The sequence below is a fragment of the Streptomyces fungicidicus genome (assembly GCF_003665435.1).
In the GTDB taxonomy this organism is placed as follows: Bacteria; Actinomycetota; Actinomycetes; order Streptomycetales; family Streptomycetaceae; genus Streptomyces; species Streptomyces fungicidicus.
In genome coordinates this window covers 1,628,161-1,650,780 of record NZ_CP023407.1, presented here as the reverse complement: position 1 = coordinate 1,650,780, position 22,620 = coordinate 1,628,161, and the positions used below count along the sequence as shown (strand labels likewise).

The 22,620-nt window shown below is 74.4% G+C and carries 21 protein-coding genes; 7 read left to right on the top strand and 14 right to left on the bottom strand.

From position 1 onward, the window contains the following. Positions 1-5 precede the first annotated feature (5 nt). Positions 6-1,052, bottom strand: a complete 1,047-nt coding sequence (locus CNQ36_RS07455; protein ID WP_121545412.1) for a DUF3533 domain-containing protein — start codon at positions 1,050-1,052, stop codon at positions 6-8. Positions 1,053-1,205: 153 nt separating this feature from the next. On the opposite strand from CNQ36_RS07455, the gene CNQ36_RS07450 reads away from it, so the two are divergent. Both CNQ36_RS07450 and CNQ36_RS07445 read left to right on the top strand, forming a co-directional pair. Next, positions 1,206-4,736, top strand: a complete 3,531-nt coding sequence (locus CNQ36_RS07450; protein WP_121545411.1) for a DNA polymerase III subunit alpha — start codon at positions 1,206-1,208, stop codon at positions 4,734-4,736. Next, positions 4,733-5,701, top strand: coding sequence for a DNA polymerase Y family protein (locus CNQ36_RS07445; protein WP_121545410.1), 969 nt, complete (start codon positions 4,733-4,735; stop codon positions 5,699-5,701). Before CNQ36_RS07450 ends, CNQ36_RS07445 begins: the two co-directional genes overlap by 4 nt. Before the next feature lie 10 nt (positions 5,702-5,711). On the opposite strand, the gene CNQ36_RS07440 is transcribed toward CNQ36_RS07445, so the two are convergent. Next, the gene (locus tag CNQ36_RS07440; RefSeq protein WP_121548389.1) at positions 5,712-6,086 is read right to left on the bottom strand and encodes a cupin domain-containing protein; all 375 of its coding nucleotides are present in this window, start codon (positions 6,084-6,086) and stop codon (positions 5,712-5,714) included. An 82-nt stretch (positions 6,087-6,168) separates the two neighbouring features. Between CNQ36_RS07440 and CNQ36_RS07435 the strand changes: the two genes are divergently transcribed. After that, positions 6,169-6,615 carry a MarR family winged helix-turn-helix transcriptional regulator gene (locus CNQ36_RS07435; RefSeq protein ID WP_121545409.1) on the top strand — a complete coding sequence of 149 codons (447 nt, stop codon included), beginning with the start codon at positions 6,169-6,171 and terminating at the stop codon, positions 6,613-6,615. A 176-nt stretch (positions 6,616-6,791) separates the two neighbouring features. Next, positions 6,792-7,652, top strand: coding sequence for an esterase/lipase family protein (locus CNQ36_RS07430; RefSeq protein WP_121545408.1), 861 nt, complete (start codon positions 6,792-6,794; stop codon positions 7,650-7,652). Positions 7,653-7,721: 69 nt separating this feature from the next. On the opposite strand, the gene CNQ36_RS07425 is transcribed toward CNQ36_RS07430, so the two are convergent. Both CNQ36_RS07425 and CNQ36_RS35570 read right to left on the bottom strand, forming a co-directional pair. Next, a complete protein-coding gene (locus CNQ36_RS07425; RefSeq protein WP_121545407.1) occupies positions 7,722-8,771 on the bottom strand; it encodes a lytic polysaccharide monooxygenase auxiliary activity family 9 protein in 1,050 nt (349 codons plus the stop codon). A 277-nt stretch (positions 8,772-9,048) separates the two neighbouring features. Next, a complete protein-coding gene (locus CNQ36_RS35570) occupies positions 9,049-9,183 on the bottom strand; it encodes a hypothetical protein (RefSeq protein ID WP_086014717.1) in 135 nt (44 codons plus the stop codon). Between the two features lie 138 nt (positions 9,184-9,321). On the opposite strand from CNQ36_RS35570, the gene CNQ36_RS07420 reads away from it, so the two are divergent. Then, a complete protein-coding gene (locus CNQ36_RS07420) occupies positions 9,322-9,942 on the top strand; it encodes a class I SAM-dependent methyltransferase (protein WP_121545406.1) in 621 nt (206 codons plus the stop codon). Between the two features lie 10 nt (positions 9,943-9,952). Here CNQ36_RS07420 and CNQ36_RS07415 read toward each other — a convergent pair whose 3' ends face one another. Both CNQ36_RS07415 and CNQ36_RS07410 read right to left on the bottom strand, forming a co-directional pair. Next, positions 9,953-10,453: a ribonuclease FAU-1 family protein gene (locus CNQ36_RS07415; protein ID WP_121545405.1), complete on the bottom strand. Its 501-nt coding sequence runs from the start codon at positions 10,451-10,453 to the stop codon at positions 9,953-9,955. Beyond that, a complete protein-coding gene (locus tag CNQ36_RS07410; protein ID WP_121545404.1) occupies positions 10,434-11,363 on the bottom strand; it encodes a GNAT family N-acetyltransferase in 930 nt (309 codons plus the stop codon). Before CNQ36_RS07410 ends, CNQ36_RS07415 begins: the two co-directional genes overlap by 20 nt. Positions 11,364-11,434: 71 nt before the next feature. Here CNQ36_RS07410 and CNQ36_RS07405 point away from each other — a divergent pair, with 71 nt between their 5' ends. Continuing rightward, a complete protein-coding gene (locus CNQ36_RS07405) occupies positions 11,435-11,800 on the top strand; it encodes a GntR family transcriptional regulator (protein WP_121545403.1) in 366 nt (121 codons plus the stop codon). A gap of 122 nt (positions 11,801-11,922) precedes the next feature. Here the strand turns inward: CNQ36_RS07405 and CNQ36_RS07400 are convergent, their stop codons facing one another. The 5 genes from CNQ36_RS07400 to CNQ36_RS07380 all read right to left on the bottom strand — a co-directional run bounded on the left by CNQ36_RS07400 (position 11,923) and on the right by CNQ36_RS07380 (position 16,501). Next, a complete protein-coding gene (locus tag CNQ36_RS07400; protein ID WP_121545402.1) occupies positions 11,923-12,696 on the bottom strand; it encodes a DUF72 domain-containing protein in 774 nt (257 codons plus the stop codon). A 15-nt stretch (positions 12,697-12,711) separates the two neighbouring features. Then, positions 12,712-13,809 (bottom strand): DUF5925 domain-containing protein, encoded by a 1,098-nt coding sequence (locus CNQ36_RS07395; protein WP_121545401.1) that lies wholly within the window; start codon positions 13,807-13,809, stop codon positions 12,712-12,714. Between the two features lie 82 nt (positions 13,810-13,891). Continuing rightward, positions 13,892-14,692: a polysaccharide deacetylase family protein gene (locus CNQ36_RS07390; protein ID WP_121545400.1), complete on the bottom strand. Its 801-nt coding sequence runs from the start codon at positions 14,690-14,692 to the stop codon at positions 13,892-13,894. Then, the gene (locus CNQ36_RS07385; RefSeq protein ID WP_121545399.1) at positions 14,685-15,683 is read right to left on the bottom strand and encodes a glycosyltransferase family 2 protein; all 999 of its coding nucleotides are present in this window, start codon (positions 15,681-15,683) and stop codon (positions 14,685-14,687) included. The genes CNQ36_RS07390 and CNQ36_RS07385 overlap by 8 nt, the downstream gene beginning before the upstream one ends. Further along, the gene (locus CNQ36_RS07380) at positions 15,680-16,501 is read right to left on the bottom strand and encodes a glycosyltransferase family 2 protein (RefSeq protein ID WP_004933273.1); all 822 of its coding nucleotides are present in this window, start codon (positions 16,499-16,501) and stop codon (positions 15,680-15,682) included. Before CNQ36_RS07380 ends, CNQ36_RS07385 begins: the two co-directional genes overlap by 4 nt. 625 nt (positions 16,502-17,126) lie before the next feature. Here CNQ36_RS07380 and CNQ36_RS07375 point away from each other — a divergent pair. After that, entirely contained in the window at positions 17,127-17,933 is an 807-nt protein-coding gene (locus tag CNQ36_RS07375; RefSeq protein ID WP_004933275.1) for an SGNH/GDSL hydrolase family protein, read from the top strand. A gap of 4 nt (positions 17,934-17,937) precedes the next feature. Here the strand turns inward: CNQ36_RS07375 and CNQ36_RS07370 are convergent, their stop codons facing one another. The 3 genes from CNQ36_RS07370 to CNQ36_RS07360 all read right to left on the bottom strand — a co-directional run bounded on the left by CNQ36_RS07370 (position 17,938) and on the right by CNQ36_RS07360 (position 22,589). Further along, positions 17,938-19,527 carry a serine/threonine-protein kinase gene (locus CNQ36_RS07370; protein ID WP_410177130.1) on the bottom strand — a complete coding sequence of 530 codons (1,590 nt, stop codon included), beginning with the start codon at positions 19,525-19,527 and terminating at the stop codon, positions 17,938-17,940. Positions 19,528-19,605: 78 nt separating this feature from the next. Continuing rightward, positions 19,606-21,093 carry a nickel transporter gene (locus CNQ36_RS07365; RefSeq protein ID WP_121545397.1) on the bottom strand — a complete coding sequence of 496 codons (1,488 nt, stop codon included), beginning with the start codon at positions 21,091-21,093 and terminating at the stop codon, positions 19,606-19,608. Continuing rightward, positions 21,090-22,589, bottom strand: a complete 1,500-nt coding sequence (locus CNQ36_RS07360) for a tetratricopeptide repeat protein (protein ID WP_121545396.1) — start codon at positions 22,587-22,589, stop codon at positions 21,090-21,092. The genes CNQ36_RS07365 and CNQ36_RS07360 overlap by 4 nt, the downstream gene beginning before the upstream one ends. Between the last annotated feature and the right edge of the window lie 31 nt (positions 22,590-22,620).

Sequence of the window (22,620 nt, the reverse complement as noted above, 5' to 3'; positions counted from 1 at the left end):
CTCCGTCACGGAGGGGCGGGACGTCCGTCTTCGTGCCGCAGCGCCGACGCCAGCAGGGTGACGGCGCCGCCCGCCACGGCCCACGCGGACAGGACCAGCAGTGAGGCGGTCACGTCCCTGCCCCCGAAGTACGCGATCGAGCGGGCCGTCCAGGTGCCCGCGCCCGGTGGCAGCGCCGGACCGACGGCCGCCCAGAACGGCGGGAGCAGCGGAGGCGGCAGCGCGCCGCCCGCGCTCGGGTTGCCCAGGATCACCACGAGCAGGATGGCCGCTCCGATGCCGACGACCCCGAGGGTGGCCTGCAGGGCGAGCGTGGCGGCCCCCACGGCGAAGGTGACCAGCGCGCCCAGCCCCCACAGGGCCGCGAACCCGCCCGGCAGCGCGTCCAGTGCCGGCCCGACGATGAGGGCGCCGCCGAGTCCCCCGGCGAGCGCGACCAGGGCCATGGTGCCGAGCCGGATCACCGCGCGCCGCGGAGTGGACGCCCGGGCGCCCGCGCTGATCGCCAGGATCGCCGCGCACAGATAGCCGCCCACGCACCAGCCCACCACCACGTAGAAGGACGAGAGCCCGTTTGCGTCCCCGGCGGAGGCCGGAGCGACGTCGACGACCCGCAGGGCGCGCCCCCCGGACTTCTCCACGCCGGTGAGCAGCCGCTCCAGGGCGGTGGCCAGCGAGGTGCCGCCCCCGGTGGCGACGAGCAGCGTGTCGGTGGTCCCTCCGGGGTCGAGGACCAGCGCGCCGTCGATCTCCCGGTCCCTGATCCGCTCGCGCGCGGCGGCCGCGTCGGGCACCGCGCGCGGGTCCAGCGGCGAGCCGGACAGCCGCTCCAGCCGGTTCACGGTCCGCTCGGCCGCGGCCGGGGGCCCGGCGACCCCGAAGGGCGCGTCCCGCAGCTTCGGGTGGTGCAGGGCGCCCACGTAGGAGGCGATGAACAGCAGCTGGAGCGCGATCACGCCGAGCACGAGCAGGGTGGCCCGTGGGGTGACGGCGTCCCGCACCTCGCCGAGGAACGAGACCGGGCGAGGACCGGCGCCGGCGCTCTGCGTCATGTCCCCACGGTCCGGGGAAGCGGGCGTTTGCGCAGGTGGGAAGGGGCCGAACGGATGTCGCACACGCATTCGAAAATTGGTCTATGGTGGGGGTGAAGTAGTTGGAACAGTTGTTCGAGAGTCGGTCGGGGCTCACGAGTGCGGGAGGTGCGTGTGCCGGGTTTCACGCATCTGCACACCGTCTCCGGATTCTCCCTGCGCTACGGCGCGTCCCATCCGGAGCGGCTGGCCGAGCGCGCCTCGGAGCGGGGCATGGACGCCCTCGCGCTCACCGACCGCGACACCCTCGCCGGCTCCGTCCGCTTCGCCAAGGCCTGCGCGAAGGCCGGTGTCCGCCCGCTGTTCGGCGCGGAGCTCGCGGTGGCCGGCCCCGCGCCGGCGGCGCCCGGGGAGGGGACCGTACGGCGGGACCGCCGCCGCACCCCGGTGCGCGGCGGCGCCTTCGTCGACGAGTCTGCGCCGCGCGTCACCTTCCTCGCCCGGGACGGCGCCCGCGGCTGGGCCGACCTGTGCCGCCTGGTCTCCGCCTCCCACACCGGGGACGGGCTCCCGCGGCTGCCCTGGGAGGACAACCGCGCCGACGGCCTGACCGTCCTCCTCGGCCCCGACTCCGACGTGGGCCGGGCCCTCGTCGCGGGCCGCCCCGACCGCGCCGCCCGGCTGCTCGCCCCCTGGCGGGAGGTCTACGGCGACGCCCTGCGCCTGGAGACCTTCTGGCACGGCCGCGCGGGCACCGGCCCCGGCTCGCTGCGGCTGGCCGCCCGCACCCTGGGCTTCGCCGCCGAACAGCGCGTCCGGCCCGTGCTCAGCAACGCCGTCCGCTACGCCGACCCGGGGCTCGGCCCGGTCGCCGACGTCCTGGACGCCGCCCGCCGGCTGGTCCCCGTCGACCCGGCCAAAGGGCTGGACTCCGGTGAGGCCTGGCTCAAGGAGCAGGGCGCCATGCGGGAGGCGGCCGAGCGGATCGTGGAGGCCGCGGGCTTCCGGCGCGAGGCGGCCGCGCGGCTGCTGGAGCAGACGCAGGCCACGGCCGCCGAGTGCCTGGTCGACCCCGAGGACGACCTCGGCATGGGCAGCGTCCACTTCCCCGAACCGCACCTCGTCGGCGCCGGCCGCCGTACCGCCCAGCGGGCGCTGGCCTCCCGCGCGGCGGCGGGCATGGTGCTGCACGGCTACGCCGGCCGCCGGGAGTACTGGGAGCGGATGCACCGCGAGCTGGACATCATCGCCCACCACGGCTTCGCCTCCTACTTCCTCACCGTCTCCCAGGTCGTCGACGACGTACGGCACATGGGCATCCGGGTCGCCGCGCGGGGCTCCGGCGCCGGCTCCCTGGTCAACCACCTCCTCGGCATCGCGCACGCCGACCCGGTCGAGCACGGGCTGCTGATGGAGCGCTTCCTGTCCAAGGAGCGGGTCGTGCTGCCCGACATCGACATCGACGTGGAGTCCGCGCGGCGTCTGGAGGTCTACCGCGCGATCATCGGCCGGTTCGGCGCCGAGCGGGTCGCCGCGGTCGCCATGCCGGAGACCTACCGGGTGCGCCACGCCGTCCGGGACGTCGGCGCGGCGCTGTCGATGGACCCGGACGAGATCGACCGGATCGCCAAGTCCTTCCCGCACATCCGCGCCCGCGACGCCCGCGCGGCGCTCGAGGAACTCCCCGAACTGCGGCGGCTGGCGGGGGAGAAGGAGAAGTACGGCAGGCTGTGGGAGCTGGTCGAGGCGCTCGACGCGCTCCCGCGCGGCATCGCCATGCACCCCTGCGGCGTCCTGCTGTCCGACGCGTCCCTGCTGACCCGTACGCCGGTCATGCCGACCAGCGGCGAGGGCTTCCCCATGGCGCAGTTCGACAAGGACGACGTCGAGGACCTCGGGCTGCTCAAGCTCGACGTGCTGGGCGTGCGGATGCAGTCGGCGATGGCGCACGCGGTCACCGAGGTGGAGCGGGCGACGGGGGAGCGGATCGACCTGGACGCGGTGCCGGAGGGCGATCCGGCGACGTACGGGCTGATCCGGTCCACCGAGACGCTCGGCTGCTTCCAGATCGAGTCCCCGGGCCAGCGGGACCTGGTCGGGCGGCTCCAGCCGTCCACCTTCCACGACCTGGTCGTGGACATCTCCCTCTTCCGGCCCGGCCCGGTCGCCGCCGACATGGTGCGTCCGTTCATCGAGGCGCGGCACGGACGGGCGCCGGTGCGTTATCCGCACCCGGACCTGGAGGAGTCGCTGAAGGGGACGTACGGGGTCGTCGTCTTCCACGAGCAGGTCATCGACATCGTCTCGGTCATGACCGGTTGCGGACGCGGCGAGGCGGACCGGGTGCGGCGCGGGCTGTCCGACCCGGAGTCGCAGGGGCGGATCAAGGTCTGGTTCGCCCAGCACGCGGCGGCCCGCGGCTATGACGCGGAAACGATTCAGCGCACCTGGGAGATCGTCGAGGCCTTCGGGTCCTACGGCTTCTGCAAGGCGCACGCGGTCGCCTTCGCCGTACCGACCTACCAGTCGGCGTGGCTGAAGGCGCACCACCCGGCCGCCTTCTACGCCGGGCTGCTCACCCATGACCCCGGGATGTACCCGAAGCGGCTGCTGCTGGCGGACGCGCGGCGGCGCGGGGTGCCGGTCCTGCCGCTGGACGTGAACAAGTCGGGGGTCGCCCACAGGATCGAACTGGTGTCTGAATCAAAGGAGTCGAAGGAGGTGTGGGGACTGCGGCTGGCGCTCTCCGACGTGCACGGCATCAGCGAGTCCGAGGCCGCCCGGATCGCCGGGGGGCAGCCGTACGCCTCCCTGCTCGACTTCTGGGAGCGGGCCCGGCCCAGCCGTCCGCTCGCCGGACGCCTCGCCCAGGTCGGCGCGCTGGACGCGTTCGGCGCCAACCGCCGTGACCTGCAACTCCACCTGACCGAACTGCACCGGGGCGCCCGCGGCGGACGGGGCGACCAGCTGCCTTTGTCCGGCGGCCGCAGGACCGCCCCGGCCGGACTGCCCGACCTCACCCCGCCGGAGCGGCTCAGCGCCGAACTGGGCGTGCTGTCCATGGACGCCTCACACCATCTGATGGACGACCACGCCACCTTCCTCGAGGAGCTCGGCGTGGTCTCCGCGCGGCGGCTGCGCGAGACCCGGCACGGGGAGACGGTGCTGGTCGCGGGCGCCAAGGCGGCCACCCAGACCCCGCCCATCCGCTCCGGCAAACGGGTCATCTTCTCCACCCTGGACGACGGCACCGGCCTGGTCGACCTCGCCTTCTTCGACGACTCCCACGACGCCTGCGCCCACACCGTCTTCCACTCCTGGCTGCTGCTGGTGCGCGGGGTGGTGCAGCGCCGCGGACCGCGCAGCTTCAGCGTGGTCGGCTCCGCCGCCTGGAACCTCGCCGACCTGCTGGAGATCCGCCGCGAGGAGGGACTGGAGGGCGTCGCCGCGCGGCTCGCCGGGCCGGCCGGCGCCGGTCCCGGGGCGTCCGGCGACGACGGCGGGGGTCCGGCCCGCAGCAGGCTCGCCGGTTCGGACGGACGGCCCGCGCCGGCCGGTTCCGCCGCCCGGGACCCGATGGAGGACCGGACGATCCGCATGCCCACGGGGTACGAGATGCACCCCTGGGCCGATCTGCGCCCCGCGGGCGAAGGGCCCGCGGTGGGAAGGAAGTTGTGGCACCAGAGCCCGGGGAGTGCGGGATGACTGTCCTCTGTGTACGTTTTCTGCTGCCTCCGATGTACGAGGCCGCCCTGCCCCGGCTGCTCGGCCTGCTGGAGGAGTTCACCCCCGTCGTGCAGGCCCTGCCGCCGGACGGGGCGCTGGCCGATCTGCGCGGCGCGGAAAGGTACTTCGGGCGCACCGCCCTCGAACTGGCCTCGGTGATCCGGGTCCGCGCCCTCGCCCTGCACGGCGTCGACTGCGTGATCGGCGCCGGGCCCGGCCCGATGCTGGCCCGTATGGCCCTGCGGGACGCCCGGCCGGGGCTGACCCGCGCGGTGCCCGAGGACGAGGTGCGGGAGTTCCTCGCCGGCCGGCCCGTCGCCGCGCTGCCCGGCGTCGGCGCCCGGACCGCCCGCACGCTGTGCGAGTACGGCCTGGACACCCTCGGCCGGGTCGCCGCCGCCCCGCTGTCCACGCTCCAGCGGCTGATCGGGGCCAGGGCCGGGCGGGAACTGCGGGAGAAGGCGAACGGCGTCGACCGCGGCCGGGTCGTCCCCAACGCGGTCTCCCGCTCCCTGGCCACCGAACGCCCCTTCACCCGCGACGAACTGGACCCCGGCCGGCACCGCCGCGCCCTGCTCTCGGCCGCCGAGGAACTGGGCGCCCGGCTGCGCGCCGTCGACAAGGTCTGCCGGAGCCTCACCCTCACCGTGCGCTACGCCGACCGGTCCGCCACCACCCGCACCCGCACCCTCCCCGAGCCGACCGCCCACTCGGCCGCGCTCGTCGGGGCGGCGTACGGCCTGTACGAGGCGCTCGGTCTGCAGCGTGCCCGGGTGCGCGTGATCGCCCTCCGCGCGGAGGGGCTCGACCCCGCCGAGCAGGCGTCCCACCAGCTCACCTTCGACCCGGTGGACGAGAAGGTGCGCCGGCTGGAGGAGGTCGCGGACCGCGCGCGGGCCAAGTTCGGCCCCCGCGCGGTGATGCCGGGGACCCTGGCCGCGTAGGGCCGCTCACTCAGTTGGCCCACGGCGGCACGACGCGCGTGCCGTCGGCCAGGGTCGCCTCCAGGCCGCGGGAGGCGGTGACCCAGGAGACGGCGACCTCGGTGGCCGGGTTCTCGACGGCGAGGGTCGCACCCGGGTTGATGATCACCGTGTCGCCGGCGGTGACGCGGTGGGTGGTGCCGTCGAGGGTGATCAGCAGTTCGCCGGCGAGCAGATGGAAGATCTCCTCCCGGCTGACGGTGTGCGCGGGCGCCCGGGTCCCGGCGGGGATCTCGCCCCGCCAGGCGCACAGCTCCTCGCTGCCGGTCGAGGGGGCGGCGTACGAGACGAAGCGGGCGCCGTGCATCTCATGGACGACGGCGTCGGACGGGCGGACCACGGGCATGACGGGGACCTCTCGGTAGTCAAGTAGCTTGACCATATGGTCAGTCTCCTTGACCATTTCGTCAAGGTGCTTGAATTCCTCCGTGCAGAACTCCGAGGCCATGGCCCTGTCCGCCGCCCTGCTCGCCGTCGCGGGCGAGCTCACCCGGCGCATCAACGACGGGGTGGTCGCCCGTGGCTTCGAGGGGATACGGCCCGCGCACGGGTTCGCCTTCGCCCGGCTCGCCCCGGACGGCGCGACGGTCACCGACCTCGCGGTCCACCTCGGGGTGACCAAGCAGGCCGCGAGCCAGCTCGTCGACGAGCTGGTGCGCAAGGGGTACGCCGAGCGGCGCCCGCACCCCGGCGACGCGCGGGCCCGGCTGGTGGTGCTGACCGGGGCGGGGTGGGCCTGCACCCGGGCGGCCGAGGAGGCGGCGGCGGAGGCCGTGCGGGCCTGGAGCGAGGTGCTGGGGGAGGCGGAGACGCGCGCGCTGGCGGAACGGCTGCTGCGTATCGCGCCCAACGGGGCGATCCGTCCCGCTTGGTGACCTGTTGTCAGCGGCGCGCCCACGTCCGCCGGTTGACTCCGGAAGTTTTTACCGACGCGTAACTTCCCCCTTTTGCTACTCGCCCGTAACTTGACGAGTGAACAGCATCCTCGTGATCCGGATCACAGGGCGTAAGGACCCCCACCCCTTTCCCCGCGTCGCAAGGAGATCACCCGATGCTGCCCTGGAAGCGACTGATCAGACCGCTGGCCGCACTGCTGCTGGCCGCGGGCGTCACCCTCCCCGCCGCCGCCGGCGCCCAGGCCGCGGGCGCGCCGTCCAGCGGCTGGAACGACTACTCCTGCAGGCCCTCCGCCGCGCATCCCCGCCCCGTCGTCCTGGTCCACGGCACCTTCGGCAACTCCGTCGACAACTGGCTGGGCCTCGCGCCCTATCTGAAGGCCCGCGGCTACTGCGTCTACTCCCTCGACTACGGACAGCTTCCCGGCGTCCCCCTTTTCCACGGCCTCGGCCCCACGGAGAAGTCCGCCGAACAGCTCGACGCCTTCGTCGACAAGGTGCTCGCCGCCACCGGCGCCGCCGAGACCGACATCGTCGGCCACTCCCAGGGCGGCATGATGCCGCGCTACTACCTCAGGTTCCTCGGCGGAGCCGACGAGGTGAACGCGCTGGTCGGCATCGCCCCCAGCAACCACGGCACCACCCTGAACGGCCTCACCCGGCTGCTGCCCCACTTCCCCGGCGCGGAGGACCTGCTGAGCGAGGCCACCCCCGCACTCGCCGACCAGATCGCCGGCTCGGCCTTCCTCACCAAGCTCAACGCGGGCGGCGACACCGTGCCCGGCGTCCGCTACACCGTCATCGCCACCCGGTACGACGAGGTGGTCACGCCCTACCGCAGCGGCTATCTGACCGGGCCGAACGTGCGCAACGTCCTGCTCCAGGACCTGTGCCCGCTCGACCTGTCAGAGCACCTGGCGATCGGGCTGTTCGACCGGGTCGCCTTCCACGAGGTGGCCAACGCCCTCGACCCGGCCCACGCCAGGCCCACCACCTGCGCCTCCGCCTTCAGCTGACCCGTGCGGGCGACGGAACGCCCAGGGGCCCTGTCCGGCCTGAGCCGCCGGACAGGGCCCCGAGCCGGTTCAGCGGCCGTGCCGGGCGCCCGCCGTGCGCCGGCGGGCGGAGGCGAACAGCGCCGCCGAGCCGAGCGCCAGCGCCGCGGCGCCGCCGATCATCAGGTACGCGGTGTTGCCGTCGCCGCCGGTCTCCGCGAGATTCCGCGAAGCGCCGGCCGCCGTGGGCCGGTTGTCGGTGGTGCCGTCACCGGCGACGGCACCGGTTCCGTCCGCGCCGGCGTCCGCCGCGGCCGGCTCCGCCGTGGTGGCGGGGTCGTCGTCGCCGTGCCCGTGGTTCTCGACGGTCGACTTCGCGGCGCCGTCCTCGATCTGCTCCTCGGACGGGGCGTAGGCGGTGGGCGCGGGGACGGCGGCCTCCTCGGGGGTGTCGCCCGAGTCGGCGGCGGCACCGTCGCCCGCCCCCGCTCCGGCCGCCGGGGCTCCGCCGCCGAACGTGACGTCCGAGCAGGAGTAGAAGGCCTCGGGGCTGTCCGACCGCTGCCAGACCGCGTACAGCAGCTGCTTGCCGGAGCGCTCGGGGAGGGCCCCGGAGAAGGTGTAGAAGCCGCCCGACGCGGCGGGGTCGGTGGAGGTCGCCACCGGGTTCGCGAGATCCAGGTCGTCCCAGGCCAGCGGCTGCGACGGGTCGTAGCCCGGCTTGGTGATGTACACCTTGAAGGTCCCCTTGTGCGGGGCGGTCACGCGGTACTTGAAGGTGTACGAGCCGCTGCTCACGCTGGTCGCCGGCCAGTCGGCGCGGGCCAGGTCGAGCCCCTTGAACGTGTCGTCGCCGGCGCTGCACAGCCTGCCGTCGGGTATCAGCTCCTGGTGGCGTCCGCCCGCGTCGCCGATGCGGATGCCGTTCCAGTCGTACAGCGCCTGGGTGCCGCCGGCCGCGACCGCCGCTTTGCACGCCGCCGAATCCGGGCTCTCCGGGCCCTCGGCGTAGCACTGCGAGACCCGGCTGACCGGGTCGCCCATCGAACCGTGCGCGGACGCCGGCGCGGCGGACAGCCCGGTCAGGGCGAGCGGGACGAGACCGACGGCGGCGACAGCGGCCTTGCGGCGTGCGGGCATGGGGCAGCAACTCCTCGACAACGATCACTGGATCGGGGTGGGGGGTGGTGAATCCCGTGGGGGTGGCTCAGAAACTAGCCCCCCTGACCGGTGAAATCGCCTGTCCGAGGCCGCGGAGGGAGATCCTTATGGCCGCGTTAAGGGAGTGCTCAGGCTGGGATCAGGTAGGTACCGTGCGCGGCATGACAGACGGGCGGATCCGCCCGGCCGTCGCCGCCGACGTCGACCGGATCCACTACCGCGAGCGGCCGGGCTGAGCCCCGTGCCGCGGGGGCGGTCAGCCGTCGGGCCACCAGGTGCGGGCGATGTCCTTGCGGACCTCCGGTCGTCCCGCGGGACGTTCCTCGGCCTCCTCACGGGCCCGGCGGGCGTCGCTCTTCCTCGGGGGCTTCTGCACGGTGACACGGCGCATGGCTGCCTCCTTCGGGGTCCACCGGGTTCCGCGTTCTCACGGAGGCAGACCTTTCGGGGGAGAGTTCCTCATCGGTCCCGTTCTGTCTGTGGCCGCTGTCACGAATCGATTGTCAGTGGGAGGTGTCACTCTGGGGTCATGGCCATCCGAGACGGTGACGGGACGGGTACGGACGGTGTCGACTGGGACGCGGCGGCCGCCTCCTTCGACGAGGAGCCGGACCACGGGCTGCGCGACCCCGAGGTGCGCGCCGCCTGGGCCGAGCGGCTGCGGGACTGGCTGCCCGAGCGGGCCGGAGACGTCCTCGACCTCGGCTGCGGCACCGGCAGCCTGGCCCTCCTCGCGGCGGGGCAGGGGCACCGGGTGACCGGCGTCGACCGCTCCCCGGCCATGGTGGCGCTCGCCCGGGAGAAGCTCGCCGGACGGGACGCCGTGTTCCTCGTCGGCGACGCGGCGGCACCCCCGGTCGGTGAGGAGCGCTACGACACGGTCCTCGTCCGGCACGTGCTGTGGACGCTGCCCGAACCGGACCGGGCGCTGCGGCACTGGCGCGACCTGCTCCGGCCGGGAGGCCGGCTGGTGCTGGTCGAGGGGGTGTGGGGGACGGTGAGCCCGGTCGGCATATCCGCCGGCCGGCTCACCGCCCTCCTGGCACCGCTCGGCGGGCGGGTGCGCGTGCAGCCGCTGTCCGGGGACCGCGCGCTCTGGGGCCGGGACGTGGACGACGAGCGCTACGCGGTGGTCGCGGTCCCGGACTGACCCGGCGGGCTCAGGCCAGCAGCGCGCCGAACCCGCCCTCGCGGGCCCGTGCGTCCAGTTCGTCGAGGGCGGCCACCGCGGCGGCCGCCGCCTCGGGGTCCCTGGTGAGCAGACCGCTCGCCGCGAACTCGTCCTCGTCCAGCCGCCGTATGTCGGCGCCGTCCGCGGAGACCCACAGGTCCAGGTCGAGATCCTCGACGACCAGCCGGCCGGCGGAGAGCTCGGCCGGGCGGGTGATGTCGCAGTAGTGGCCCTTGAGGGTGCCGTCGGCGGCGCGGACCTCCTTGACCGAGTACCACCGGTCGCGCCAGTAGTGCTCCGTGAACATGTCGCCGGGTTCGAAGCGGACGAAGCCGAAGTCCCGTACCCCCTCGCCCGCCCAGGGGGCGCGCACGGTGGCCCGGACGCCGTCGTCGGCGAGGAGTTCGGCCGGGTAGCGGATCTTCATCCGCCCCGCCTTGACGAGCACGACCTCCACCCGGGCCGGTCCGTTAGCCGAGTGCGCGGACATACCGCACCTCCGTTCCGCAGATCTCGTACCCGAACCACTTGTTGATCGCGATCATCGGCCCGTTCCCGGTGTCGTTGCCCGTGAACGCCTCCGAGTACCCGGCCGCGCGGGCGCGATGCAGGGAGTCGTTCTTGGCGAGCTTGGCCAGGCCCCGGCCGCGGTGGGCTCGGGCGGTGCCGGTCATGACCGTGGCGTACCGGGTGGCGCCGTCCGTGCGGGCCGCGGTGAACGCGGCGGGGCGGCCGTCGACCAGCGCCACCGTGGTCAGCGCGGGGCTGAACAGCGGGTGCCGCCAGGTCTCCTCCAGCCAGGCCTCGTAGTCCGTGAACTCGGTTTCGACGTCGCTCGGTTCGTCCGCCGTCGTCTCCGCGTCCAGCTCGAACAGCGGGCGCGGGTCGGCGGCGAAGTCCGAGCCCGGGCGCAGTTCCACGCCCGGCGGCGGGTCCTGGAGCGGGGGCAGGGCGCCGTTCGCCAGGTCCAGGCGGAAGAAATGGGCGGAGCGGCTCGCCCCGTAGCCGTGCCGTTCCGCGAAGGCGCGGTTGCCCGGACGGTCCACCACCCAGGCGAACAGCCGGGTCGCCCCGTGCGCCGCCAGATGCTCCTCGGCGGCACGCACGAGCAGCGTCCCGGCGCCCCGGCGGGTGTGCCCGGGGTGCACGTACACGTTGATGTTGCCCTGGCCCGGCTCGGCGCTCTCGTGGGTCAGATGCACCTGCGCCGTGCCGATCACCTCGCCGTCGGCCTCGGCCACCAGCGGGCGGTAGTGGGCGTCGGGGTGGAGCCGGGTCAGGTCGTGGACCAGGGACTCCGGGGTGACGAGGAGGAAAGGCAACGCGGCGTGCCGGACACGGGCGAAGCCCTCGAGGTCGGCGCGGGCGTCGGCGCGGAGATCGCGGACGGTGACGGTCATGGAGGCGCACGCTACGGGGGCCGCGCCCGGGGCGCCTCTCATTTTCCGCCCGGGTGCGCGACAATCGGGCCGTGACCCTGAAGATCCGGATCGACGACGGCACGCCCCCGTACGAGCAGGTGCGGGCGCAGATCTCCGAGCAGGCACGGTCGGGCGCGCTGCCCGTGGGATACCGGCTGCCCACGGTGCGGGGACTGGCCGAGACGCTCGGCCTCGCCGCGAACACGGTGGCCAAGGCGTACCGGGCGCTGGAGGCCGACGGGGTGATCGAGACACGGGGGCGCAACGGGACGCTGATCGCCGCGGCGGGTGCGGCGGCGGAGCGGGAGCTGGCCTCGGCGGCGCAGGAGTTCGCCGCGAGGGCGCGGCGGCTGGGCTGCTCGGAGGAGGAGGCGGTGGCCGCGGTGCGGGACGCACTGCGTGCGGTGTACCGGTGAGCGGGGGCGCCGTCGGGGCGGGGCTGCCGCGTCCGGTGCGGGCGCGTCGTGGCTGGTCGCGCCCGCGCGGCGGAGCCGCATGTCCACTCAGCCCCGCGCCTCTGGGGGGGCGGGGTCCGCTGTCATGGCGGGTTGGTCAGGGCTGTGGGGGTTCGGGGGACGGGGCGGGGGGTGGTGCGGGCCAGGCGGGCGAACAGGGCCGCGTCGGTCACCGCCGCCGCGTTCTGGTCGTTGTTGAAGTAGGCGTGGACGTCCGCCTCCGGGGGCCAGGCGGTCGTGACGCGGTGGAGCCAGGTGCGCAGGGACTGGCGGCCGTAGTGCGGCCAGGGGTGCGCGCGGCCCTGGTGGAAGCGGACGTAGCCCCAGTCGGCGGTGCGCCACAGCGGGGTCGCCGGCCGGCCCAGGACGTCGGCCCAGCACAGGGCCGCGCCCCGCGACTCCAGCACGGCCCGCACCTCGGGCGTCCACCAGGACGGATGGCGCGGCTCGACCGCCACCCGGACCGACTCCGGGAAGCGGCGCAGACAGGCGTGCAGCAGCGCGGGATCGGCCTGGAGCGTGGGCGGGAGCTGGAGCAGGACCGGGCCGAGCCGGTCGCCGAGCCCGGCGGCCCGGCTCATCAGCCGCTCCACCGGCTCCTCGGGCTCCCGCAGCCGTTTGACGTGGGTCAGATACCGGCTCGCCTTGACCGCGACGACGAACCCCGGCGGGGTGCGCTCCCGCCAGGACTCGAAGGTCTCCCGGGACGGCAGCCGGTAGAAGGCGTTGTTGATCTCGACGGTGGCGAACCGCGCCGCGTACTCCTCCAGCCAGAGCCGCACCGGAAGCCCGGCCGGATACAGCACCCCGCGCCAGTCCTTGTACTGCCACCCCGACGTTCCGACGAACAGGGTCATACGGCCATCAAACACCTACAGGTACAGACCCGCTTCCGCGTCGCCCCGGGGTTCCGGCAGGGACGTCGGGGAGGTACCCCGGCGCAGGGCGTACAGCTCGGCCAGGGTCGCGCCCTCCCGGCCGACGCCGCCGTCCTCGTGGCCCAGCCAGCCCACCGCCTCCGCACGGGTCAGCCTGCCCACCTCGATCCGGGCGAGGCAGCGGCCCGGGCGGACCACGGCCGGGTGCAGGCGCTCCAGGTCCTCGTTGGTGGTGACCCCCACCAGGACGTTGCGGCCCTGGCCGAGCAGACCGTCCGTCAGGTTCAGCAGCCGTGACAGGGCCTGACCCGCGGTGTGCTTGGCCTCGCCGCGGATCAGCTCGTCGCAGTCCTCCAGGAGCAGCAGCCGCCAGCGGCCCTTGCCCGCCGCGTCCTCCTCGCCGATCGCGATGTCCATCAGATAGCCGACGTCGCTGAACAGCCGCTCGGGGTCCAGGACGCAGTCCACCTGGCACCAGTCCCGCCAGGACCTGGCCAGCGTGCGCAGCGCGGAGGTCTTGCCGGTGCCCGGCGGGCCGTGCAGCAGGAGCAGCCGGCCCGAGATGTCCTCGGGCGTGGTCTTCATCAGGCGGTCCATCGCGTCCGCCACCGGCGCGGTGTAGTTGGGCCGGACCTCCTCCCAGGTGCCCGCCGAGATCTGCCGGGTGGTGCGGTGCGGACCCCGGCGCGGGGAGACGTACCAGAAGCCCATGGTGACGTTCTCCGGCTGCGGTTCGGGCTCGTCGGCCGCGCCCTCGGTGGCTTCCTCAAGGACGAGCGCCGCCAGTTCCTCGCTGATCGCGGTGACCGTGACGTCGGCGCCCCGGTTCCAGCGGGAGACCAGCAGCGTCCAGCCGTCGCCCTCGGCCAGGGTGGCGCTGCGGTCGTCGTCCCTGGCGAGCCGCAGCACCCGCGCGCCCGCGGGCAGCAGGCTCGCGCCGGAGCGCACGCGGTCGATGTTGACGGCGTGCGAGTACGGCTGCTCGCCCGTCGCGAAGCGGCCGAGGAACAGCGCGTCGACGACATCGGACGGGGAGTCGCTGTCGTCGACGTTGAGCCGGATCGGCAGTGCGTCGTGCGGTTGCGCGGACATGCCGCCATGATCGGTCACCCGGGCGTCGCGCGCACCCCGTTTCCGGCGTACACGCGGCGCCCGGGCGTGGCCCGTCCCCCGTTCAGTCCGGCGGCCGGCCGGCCACCGCCCGCACCCGCCGGGCCCGGCGCACCACCGCGTACCCCTTGGTCAGCGCCCGGTCCCGGGCGAAGACGCGGGCGACGGCCCGCCCCGTCACCAGCCGTTCGAACGCGGCGATGTCCGTCGACCTCCGCACCGTGACGCGCCGCAGGGCGTAGGGCCCCTGGACGCGGCGGGCGAGCCCGTTGCCCACGGCCAGCGCCTGGGCGTACCCCGTCTCCCGCACCGCCCGGCGCACCCGGCGGCTGGAGTAGCCGTAGGGATAGGCGAACGAGGCCGGCGCGGAGCCCAGCTGGTCCGAGACGATCTCCCTGCACAGGGTCAGCTCGGAGCGCAGCCGGCGGTCGTCGAGCTGGTCGAGCTGCGGATGGCTGTGGCTGTGCCCGCCGATCTCCACCCCCGCGCCCGCCAGTTCGCGCACCTGGTCCCAGTCGAGCATGGTGTCCGGGCCGCCGCCGGTGTCGTACGGCCCGCGGAGCCAGCCGGTGGAGACGAAGAGGGTGGCGCGGAAGCCGTGCCCGGCGAGCACGGGCAGCGCGTGCCGGTGCACGCCCTCGTAGCCGTCGTCGAAGGTGACGAGGACCGGACGCTCGGGCAACGCACGGCCCGAGCGCCAGCAGGCGGCCAGCTCCGCCGTGGTGACGGGGGTGAGGCCCCGGTCCGCGACCACCGCCATCTGCTCGGCGAACGCCTCCGGGGACACGGACAGGGCACGGGTCGCCCCGCTCGGATCGGCCGCGACCGCGTGGTACATGAGGATCGGGACGGGTACGTCAGTCACGGCCGCCCTCCCCGGTCCCCGCCACGGAGAACGTGACCCCGCCCCGTACGGCCCGCACGCTCCCCATCAGATAGCCGCCGGCCGCCGTGAGCACCCCGGCCACGATCGCGCCCGCCCGGGCGGCGCCGCCCGGGCGGGCCAGCAGGGCGTCGCGCAGCCCCCGCACCACCCCTGCGGGCAGCACGCGCGTGGTGTACCGGCGTTCGGACTCCAGCCCCTTGCCCGCGCCCACGCTGCGCGCCACCAGCGCCTTGGACAGCCCCTCGGCGTACGTGCGGGTACGGAAGTAACCGAAGCGCTCGCGGACTTCGGGCACCCGGTGGTGGATCACCGCGCGGTCGTCGATCAGCAGGACCGCGTCCGGGCGGGCGCGGCTGAGGCGGATGCACAGCTCCGTCTCCTCGCCGCCCAGCGGACGTCTGCTCCCGTCGCGGCCGATGCCGGTGGCGAAGCCGCCCGCCGCGTCGAAGGCGGTGCGCCGGAAGGAGGCGTTGCCGCCGAGCACGTTGCGGACCCGTACCCGCCCGCCGGGGAGACCCCGGTAGGTGCAGCCCACCACCCAGTCGAACTCCTCGGGGAACCAGTCGGGCCGCCGGCCCGAGGCCCAGACGGGCTCGGTGCGCCCGCCGACCGCCATCACGCGCGGGTCGTCGTACGCCTCGGCGAAGTGCCTCAGCCAGTCGCGTTCGGCCACCGCGTCGTCGTCGAGGAAGGCGACGACCTCCCCGCGCGAGGCGGCGATCCCGGTGTTGCGGCCGGCGGACAGGCCGCGGGGGCCCGCGTTGGCGAGCACCCGCACGTCCCCGCTCTCCTTGTACTCCTCGCCCAGACGGTCCAGGAGGGCCCGGTTGTGGTCGACGACCAGCAGGGTCTCCAGGGCCGGCCGTGACTGCGCCCGAACCGAGGCGACCGCCGCGAGGACGTCCTCCCAGCGGTCCTCGGTGTAGGCGCAGATCACGACCGAGACGCCCGGGGTTCCGGGTCCGCTCAAGACACCTTCCCCCGGACCGCGCCGAGCAGCGGCGAGGGGCGCGGGCGGCGGCGCAGCGCACGCCGGTTGGAGCGCTCCCCGAGGATCACTCTCAGCACGCGCAGCCCGTCGCGCACGGCCCGCAGATTGCTCGTGCCGTGGATGCGCAAGTACTCGTGGCTGGGTATCTCCTGCACCTTGAACCCGGCCTTGACGACCCGGATGTTCATCAGGGTCTCGACCTCGAAGCCGGTGCAGTCGAGGTCGATCCTGTCCAGGCAGTGCCGCCAGAAGGCGTTGTAGCCGTAGCAGAGGTCGGTGTACCGCGCGCCGAACTTGCGGTTGACGACGGCGCACAGCACCCGGTTGCCCAGCATGCGGATGAACGTCATGTCGTCGGTGCCGCCGCCGTTGGCGAACCGGGACCCCTTGGCGAAGTCCGCGCCGGAGACCAGCGCGGAGACGTAGCTGACGATCTCGTTGCCGTCCGCCGAGCCGTCCGCGTCGACCATCACGATGATGTCGCCGGTGCAGGCCTCGAAGCCGGAGCGCAGCGCGTCCCCCTTGCCCTTGCCGCGCTGCCCGACGACCTTGACGCCGGGCCACAGTTCGCGTGCCACCCCGACGGTGTCGTCGGTGGAGTTGCCGTCGACCAGGACCACCTCGTGGACCCAGTCGGGAAGCGTCTTGAAGACGTACGGCAGGTTCTCCGCCTCGTTCATGGCCGGTATCACCACGCTCACCGGTGGCGCGATGGCCAGGTGGGTGGAGACGGGCCGGTACGTGCGGGCGGCCGGCGGATCCTGGTCCTCGGTCGCCGGCTGCAGAACGGAACTCATGAGTCTGGTCCCTCTCGTCCGGTGGACCGCCCGCCCCTCGGGCGGCCCGGCTGTTCGTCCGGTTCGAAAGGGGGGTTCTCACCCCACGGGCGCGGCGAACGGAGCTCCGTGCACGCCGGGTGAGCTGGCAAAGCTGGCCGGCCGCGAGAACGGCGGCCGACCGCGCGGCACGGCCCGGTCACCGCCTGCGGTCACCGGGCACGGCACCCCCCTACCGCGCCCCGCGCCGGTTTCCGTCGCGGTCCCGAGCCCTCCCCTGGAGCCGCTTGCCGACGGACCGATGCGAGTGAGATGTATGACGGTATTGACGATTGACACCTAATGGCAAGACCTGGAACGGCCACTCACGTTTTCGTTGATTTGGCCGTTACGTACGTGTCTCGCCGAGATGTGTGTGTCTGCATGGCCGACTTTGCCCCCCGAAGTGTCGGATGCCGGGCTTCAATGTGGCCCACCCCGTAAGGGCCGTCAAGGGCCGAAAGGTCCAACGGCCAGATTTGCTCCGGGTTTAAACATGAACGGGCCAATCCGCTCGATGCGATGCAAGTTTTGACATGAACACTTCCTGTCAACGCGCGTAGCCGCTACAACGGTTGATGCAGCAATCCTGCTAAACGGAGGTCCCATGAGACATCCCCGCCCATTGCTTCTTCTGGGCTCACTCCTCCTCGCCGTCGTCACCGCCCTCACCGGGGCCGCGACGGCGCAGTCCGCCGAACAGGCCGCGAGCGGCGGCTATGTGGCGCTCGGCGACTCCTATTCCTCCGGCGTGGGGGCAGGCTCGTACATCGACTCCAGCGGCGACTGCAAGCGCAGCACGAACGCCTATCCCTACCTCTGGGCAGCCGCCAACTCCCCTTCGTCCTTCTCCTTCACCGCCTGCTCCGGCGCCCGAACGGGTGATGTTCTCGCCGGACAGCTCGGTCCTCTGAACAGCGGCACGAGCCTCGTCTCCGTCAGCGTCGGGGGCAACGACGCCGGCTTCGCCGACGTCATGACCACCTGTGTGCTCCAGTCCGACAGCACCTGCATCTCGCGCATCAACACCGCGCGGGCGTACATCGACTCCACGCTGCCCGGCCAGCTCGACAACGTCTACACGTCGATCCGCGGCAAGGCCCCCAACGCCCATGTGGCCGTGCTCGGATACCCCCGCTTCTACAAGCTCGGCACGTTCTGCGTCGGTCTCTCGGAGACCAAGCGGAAGGCGATCAACGACGCGTCCGACCACCTCAACAACGTGATCGGACAGCGTGCTCGCGCCCACGGCTTCACCTTCGGTGACGTCCGCTCCACGTTCACCGGCCACGAGCTCTGCTCCGGCAGCTCCTGGCTGCACAGCGTGGACTGGACCAACATCGGCAACTCGTACCACCCGAAGGCCGCGGGGCAGTCCGGCGGCTATCTCCCGGTGTTCAACGCCGCGGCCTGACCGGTCAGTGGTCGTCCGCGGAAGCGGACGCGGAGGGGGAGGCCTCGCCCGGCGGGGTCTCCGTCTCGCACGTCACCGAGAACGGCACCGTCCCGGAGGTCTCCCGCACCGGCTCCCTGACCTCCACACCGATCTCGCCGCGGTACGTCCCGGTCTCCGAGTACGTCGTCACGGTCACCGTGTCGTGCTCCGTACGGCCGCCTCCCTCGGGAAACGACAGCTTCCGCCAGCCGGGATCGGCCACCGAGCCGTCCTCGGCCACCCACCGGTACGAGACCTCGGCCGGCAGCCGCCCCACCGTGAACGTCGCCGTGAACGCGGGCGCCCGCTCAGCGGGCGGCGGACAGCCGCCGGAGTACTCCGTGCGCGCGCCGGTCACCGTCACCGACACCGTCTGCGGCGGCGGAGCGGACTTCTCCTCCTCGTCGTCGCTGCCGGTGGGCGACGCCGCCGGATCGGCCGTCTCCGGCGTCCGGCCGTCGCCGTCCCCGCCGTCGCCGGTCCGCGCGGGCGAACTCACCCCACCGCCGGTGCCCTTGGCGTCGGCGCCGTCGTCGTCGCCGTCCAGCAGCGCGTACGTCAGCCCGGCGAGCGCCAGCATCAGCACGACCACGCCCGCCACCAGGGCTGCCGCGGCACGCCGGTCGCGCCCCGGCCGGCTGTCCGTCACCGGCGTCCCCGCCTCCGTCACCGGGCCCGGGGGAGCGGGGGAGGACGTCCCGGGGCCCGGCCCCGGGAGCGCGGCCACCGTCGGGGTGTACGGCACCGGACGCGTCGTGCCCGTACGGGGAGCGCCGCCGGCCCCGACGACCCGCAGTTCCTCCAGCGCCCGTTCCGCCGCCGTCCGTTCAGCCGGCTCCTTGCGCAACAGCCCCTCGACTACCGGGGCGAGCGGACCCGCCCGGCGCGGCGGCGGCAGCTCCTCGTCGACGATCGCCCGCAGCGTGCTCAGCGGGGTGTCCTGACGGAACGGCGAGTGCCCCTCCACCGCCGCGTACAGCAGCACACCGAGCGACCACAGGTCCGACTCGGGCCCCGGCGTGCGCCCCAGCGCCCGCTCCGGGGCGAGGAACTCGGGGGATCCGACGACCTCCCCGGTCATGGTCAGCGCGGAGCTGCCCTCGACCGTGGCGATCCCGAAGTCGGTGAGCACGATCCGCCCGTCGTTCGCGATCAGGACGTTCGCCGGTTTCACGTCCCGGTGCAGCACCCCCGCCGCGTGCGCGGCGCGCAGCGCGGCGAGCACCTCCGCGCCGATGTGCGCGGCACGGCGCGGCGGCAGGGGGCCCTCGGCGTCCAGCACCTCGGCCAGTGACAGGCCCCGGACCAGCTCCATGACGATCCACGGGCGGCCCCCCTCGGTCGCCACGTCGTACACCGTCACCACATTGCGGTCGGTGATCCGGGCCGCCGCCCACGCCTCCCGCTCCAGCCGGGCGTACATCCGCTCCACGTCGGACGCCGGCAGCCCGGCCGGGGCGCGCACCTCCTTGACGGCGACCTCGCGCTGCAACACCTCGTCGCGGGCCCGCCACACGGTGCCCATACCGCCCTCGCCCAGCGGTGACAGCAGCCGGTAGCGACCCGCGACCACCCGCTCACTGCCCGGTTCTTCGGACACGGCGCCCCCCTTCGCAGCCGGGCGAATTCCCCTTTTCCTCATGAAAGTAGCTCAGCCGAGTGCGGATGCCGCCCCCCTGAACACCAATCCGGCCCCCAGGACCACGACCACGCACGCCGATCCCAGGGGCGCACTCCGGCGCGCCAGCGCCGCCCACGGAGCCGCCGTCCAGCGGGGACGCCGTGCCAGCAGCCGGCTCAGCCCGCCGCCCGCCCGGACCACGGCGTACCCGGCCGCCGTGAGGGTCAGGGCCAGTCCGGCGCCGTACGCCACGACGAGCAGCAGCCCGAACCAGGCCTGGCCGAGCGCTGCGGCACCCACCAGCACCACCACGGCGGAGGGACTCGGCACCAGCCCGCCGGCGAAGCCGAGCAGGATCGTGCCGCGCAGGGTGGGGGCGGCGGGGTGGGTGTGGGTGTGGCCGCCGTGGCTGTGCTCGACGCGGCCGTAGTCGTGGCCTTGCGTGTGCGTGTGCGTGTGCGAGTGCCGGTGGGTGGGGTGACGGTCGCGCAGGGCGCGGCGCACCAGGCTCGCCCCGGCCAGCGTGACGAGGACGCCGCTCGCGACGCCCAGCCAGGCGATCACCGAGGGCGCGGCGGCCGACCCCGCCGTGACCAGCAGGCCCAGCGCGACCACACCGAGCGTGTGGGTGACCGTGACCGAGGCGGCCATGGGCAGGACGTCCCGCAGCCCGGCCCGGCCTCCGCGCGCCGCCGCCGTCGCGGCCATCAGGGTCTTGCCGTGCCCCGGCGCGAGCGCGTGCGCCGCGCCGAGCACGACGGCGATCAGCACGGCCAGCGCGGCGAAGCCGGCGGTGAGGTCGCGCCGTGCGACCAGGTCGTCGAGGGCGCGTGTCCAGCGGTCGGCGCCGCGCGGCAGCACGGCGGAAGCGGGCGCGTCGCCCGATTCCGCCTTCTCCTCCGCCGCCGGTCCGCCCGGATGGACCGTCAGGGCCGCGGTCCTGGTGTCGGCCGGCGAGGAGAGCAGCTTCTCCGGATACCGCGTCAGCTCGCCGGACAGCGACGACTCCGGCACGTCCGAGGCGGCGAGCGTCATCCGGTCGCCCCGCGCGGTGATCTCCCGCCAGCCCGGCCCGGACGCCGGACCCGCTCCGTCGAAGCGGACGTCCAGCGACTCGCCCTCCGGAAGCGGAGCGGCCAGCCGGCACTCCACGCGCAGGGTGTCGAGACCCGCCTGACCGGGCCGTACCCGCGCACGGGCGTCGCGTACCGAGAGCGGGACCGCCCGCCCCCCGACGCGCACCTCGCTGTCCAGCGCGGCGGCGGCGCAGCGCTCCCGGGCCCACGCCCGCCCGCCCAGCCTTTCGACGTCCGGTCCGGCCTGTGCGGCCGGGATCTCGGCGAGGTCCTCGACGTGGTGGACGCGGAGTTCGCCCGGTGCGGCCACGAGTCCGTCGTAGCGGTTGACGGTGAAGTTGCCCAGCGGGTGCGCCCCCGCCGTCGCGGCCGGGACCAGCGCGAGCGCGCAGGCGGCGGTCAGGACGGCGGCGCCGGCGGTGACGGAACGGCGGAGAGTCAACGTGCCGCCCCCAGTTCCTTCAGCGCGGCACGGGCCGCACGGGCGCCCGACGGCGAGAATCCGGGGTTCAGTTCCAGCGCGGCGGTCAGCGAGTCGCGGGCGGCGCCGTCCCGCCCGGCGGCCTTCTCGATCACGCCCCGGTGGTAGAGGAAGGCGGCGTTGCGGTAGCCGGTGGCGGTGGCGCGGCGGGCGTACGGAAGCGCCTCCTCGTCGCGGCCGTTGACGTGCAGCGCCCAGGCGAGGGCGTCCGCGGTGTGCACGCTGTGCCGCCGGTCCCACTCCGCGCGCGCCGCGCGCAGCGCCGCACCGGCGTCGCCGTGGTCGGCAGCGGCGAGCGCGGTGTCGAGGCCGGCGTCGACCCCGCCGGCCCGGGCCAGCGCGGTCCAGGCGTCGACGAGGGCGTACTGGTCGCGTGCCCTCGCGCGGTCGCCGTCGCCGTCGCGGTCCTCGTACAGCTCGCCGAGGGCGACCAGCGGCCCGGGCAGCGGGGACCGGGCGACGATCCGCTCCAGCGCCGCGACGGCTCCCGCGCGGTCCCCGCTCGCGGCCTGCGCGCGGGCCCGGCCCTCCAGGGCGGGCAGGTAGCCGTCGTCGGCCGCGAGCGCCCGCGCATAGTGCTCGAGGGCCGCCCCGTGATCGCCCTGGTTCCAGGCCAGCTGTCCCAGCGCGGTCGCCACGTACGCCACGTCCGCGGGCGAGGCGGCGCTGCGGAGGGCCCGTCGCAGCACCTCCCGCGCGGTGCGCACGTCGCCGCGCAGCTCCCGTACGTACGCGTACCGCGTGAACGCGGGCACACCGGGCCGCCTGCGGTCGGCGGTGGTGGCGGCGGCCTCGGCCTCCTCGTACCGGCCGAGCTCGACCAGCGCGTCGACCCGGGAGCACAGGGCGCGTTCGCTGTACGGGTTCCGCTCCAGCGCGCGGTCGGCGTACGCCAGGGCGCCGGTGAAGTCGTGCCGTGCGGCGGCGAGGGCGGCCTGCCCGGCGAGGGCCTGGTCGTTCCCCGGGTCCAGGGCGAGGGAGCGCCGGAGCGCCCGCTCGGCCTGCGGATAGCGTGAGGGATCACCCTGGGTGCGCGCCTGCTCGACGTAGGCGGTCCCGAGGGTGGCCCAGCCGGCGGCGTCCTTCGGCTGTGCCCGCAGATGGGCCTGCAACGACCGTATCCCGGCGCCGAGATCACCCCCGGCGAGCACGCCTGCCACGGCGGCCGGCGCGGCGTCGGCCGCCCCGGCCCCCGCGCCGTCCCGGCCGCCGCCCACGGCGACGGCCCCGGCGCTCGCCGCGACGGCCAGCAGGGCGGCACACGAGAGGAGACGCAGCCCCCGCGCCCGCCGGCCCGTGGCGGGCCGCCCGGGGGCGGCCGCCCCCGGCACCTCGTCGCCGCGGCCGGTGTCCCGCGCGTGTTCCGCACGGACGGGACGGGTGGTCTCCGCTCCCGGTGCGGGCGGCACCGGGTGCCCCCCGCCGTCGGGGGCGCTGTCGTTCGTACGCGGAGGCATGGCCTCTCTCCTCGGTCGTTCGCCGGTGGTC

Coding starts and splice junctions, on each gene's coding strand:
- CNQ36_RS07455 (WP_121545412.1), bottom strand. CDS start 1,052: ATGACGCAGAGCGCCGGCGCCGGTCCTCGCCCGGTCTCGTTCCTCGGC.
- CNQ36_RS07445 (WP_121545410.1), top strand. CDS start 4,733: ATGACTGTCCTCTGTGTACGTTTTCTGCTGCCTCCGATGTACGAGGCC.
- CNQ36_RS07440 (WP_121548389.1), bottom strand. CDS start 6,086: ATGCCCGTGGTCCGCCCGTCCGACGCCGTCGTCCATGAGATGCACGGC.
- CNQ36_RS07430 (WP_121545408.1), top strand. CDS start 6,792: ATGCTGCCCTGGAAGCGACTGATCAGACCGCTGGCCGCACTGCTGCTG.
- CNQ36_RS07425 (WP_121545407.1), bottom strand. CDS start 8,771: ATGCCCGCACGCCGCAAGGCCGCTGTCGCCGCCGTCGGTCTCGTCCCG.
- CNQ36_RS35570 (WP_086014717.1), bottom strand. CDS start 9,183: ATGCGCCGTGTCACCGTGCAGAAGCCCCCGAGGAAGAGCGACGCCCGC.
- CNQ36_RS07420 (WP_121545406.1), top strand. CDS start 9,322: ATGGCCATCCGAGACGGTGACGGGACGGGTACGGACGGTGTCGACTGG.
- CNQ36_RS07415 (WP_121545405.1), bottom strand. CDS start 10,453: ATGTCCGCGCACTCGGCTAACGGACCGGCCCGGGTGGAGGTCGTGCTC.
- CNQ36_RS07410 (WP_121545404.1), bottom strand. CDS start 11,363: ATGACCGTCACCGTCCGCGATCTCCGCGCCGACGCCCGCGCCGACCTC.
- CNQ36_RS07400 (WP_121545402.1), bottom strand. CDS start 12,696: ATGACCCTGTTCGTCGGAACGTCGGGGTGGCAGTACAAGGACTGGCGC.
- CNQ36_RS07395 (WP_121545401.1), bottom strand. CDS start 13,809: ATGTCCGCGCAACCGCACGACGCACTGCCGATCCGGCTCAACGTCGAC.
- CNQ36_RS07380 (WP_004933273.1), bottom strand. CDS start 16,501: ATGAGTTCCGTTCTGCAGCCGGCGACCGAGGACCAGGATCCGCCGGCC.
- CNQ36_RS07375 (WP_004933275.1), top strand. CDS start 17,127: ATGAGACATCCCCGCCCATTGCTTCTTCTGGGCTCACTCCTCCTCGCC.
- CNQ36_RS07360 (WP_121545396.1), bottom strand. CDS start 22,589: ATGCCTCCGCGTACGAACGACAGCGCCCCCGACGGCGGGGGGCACCCG.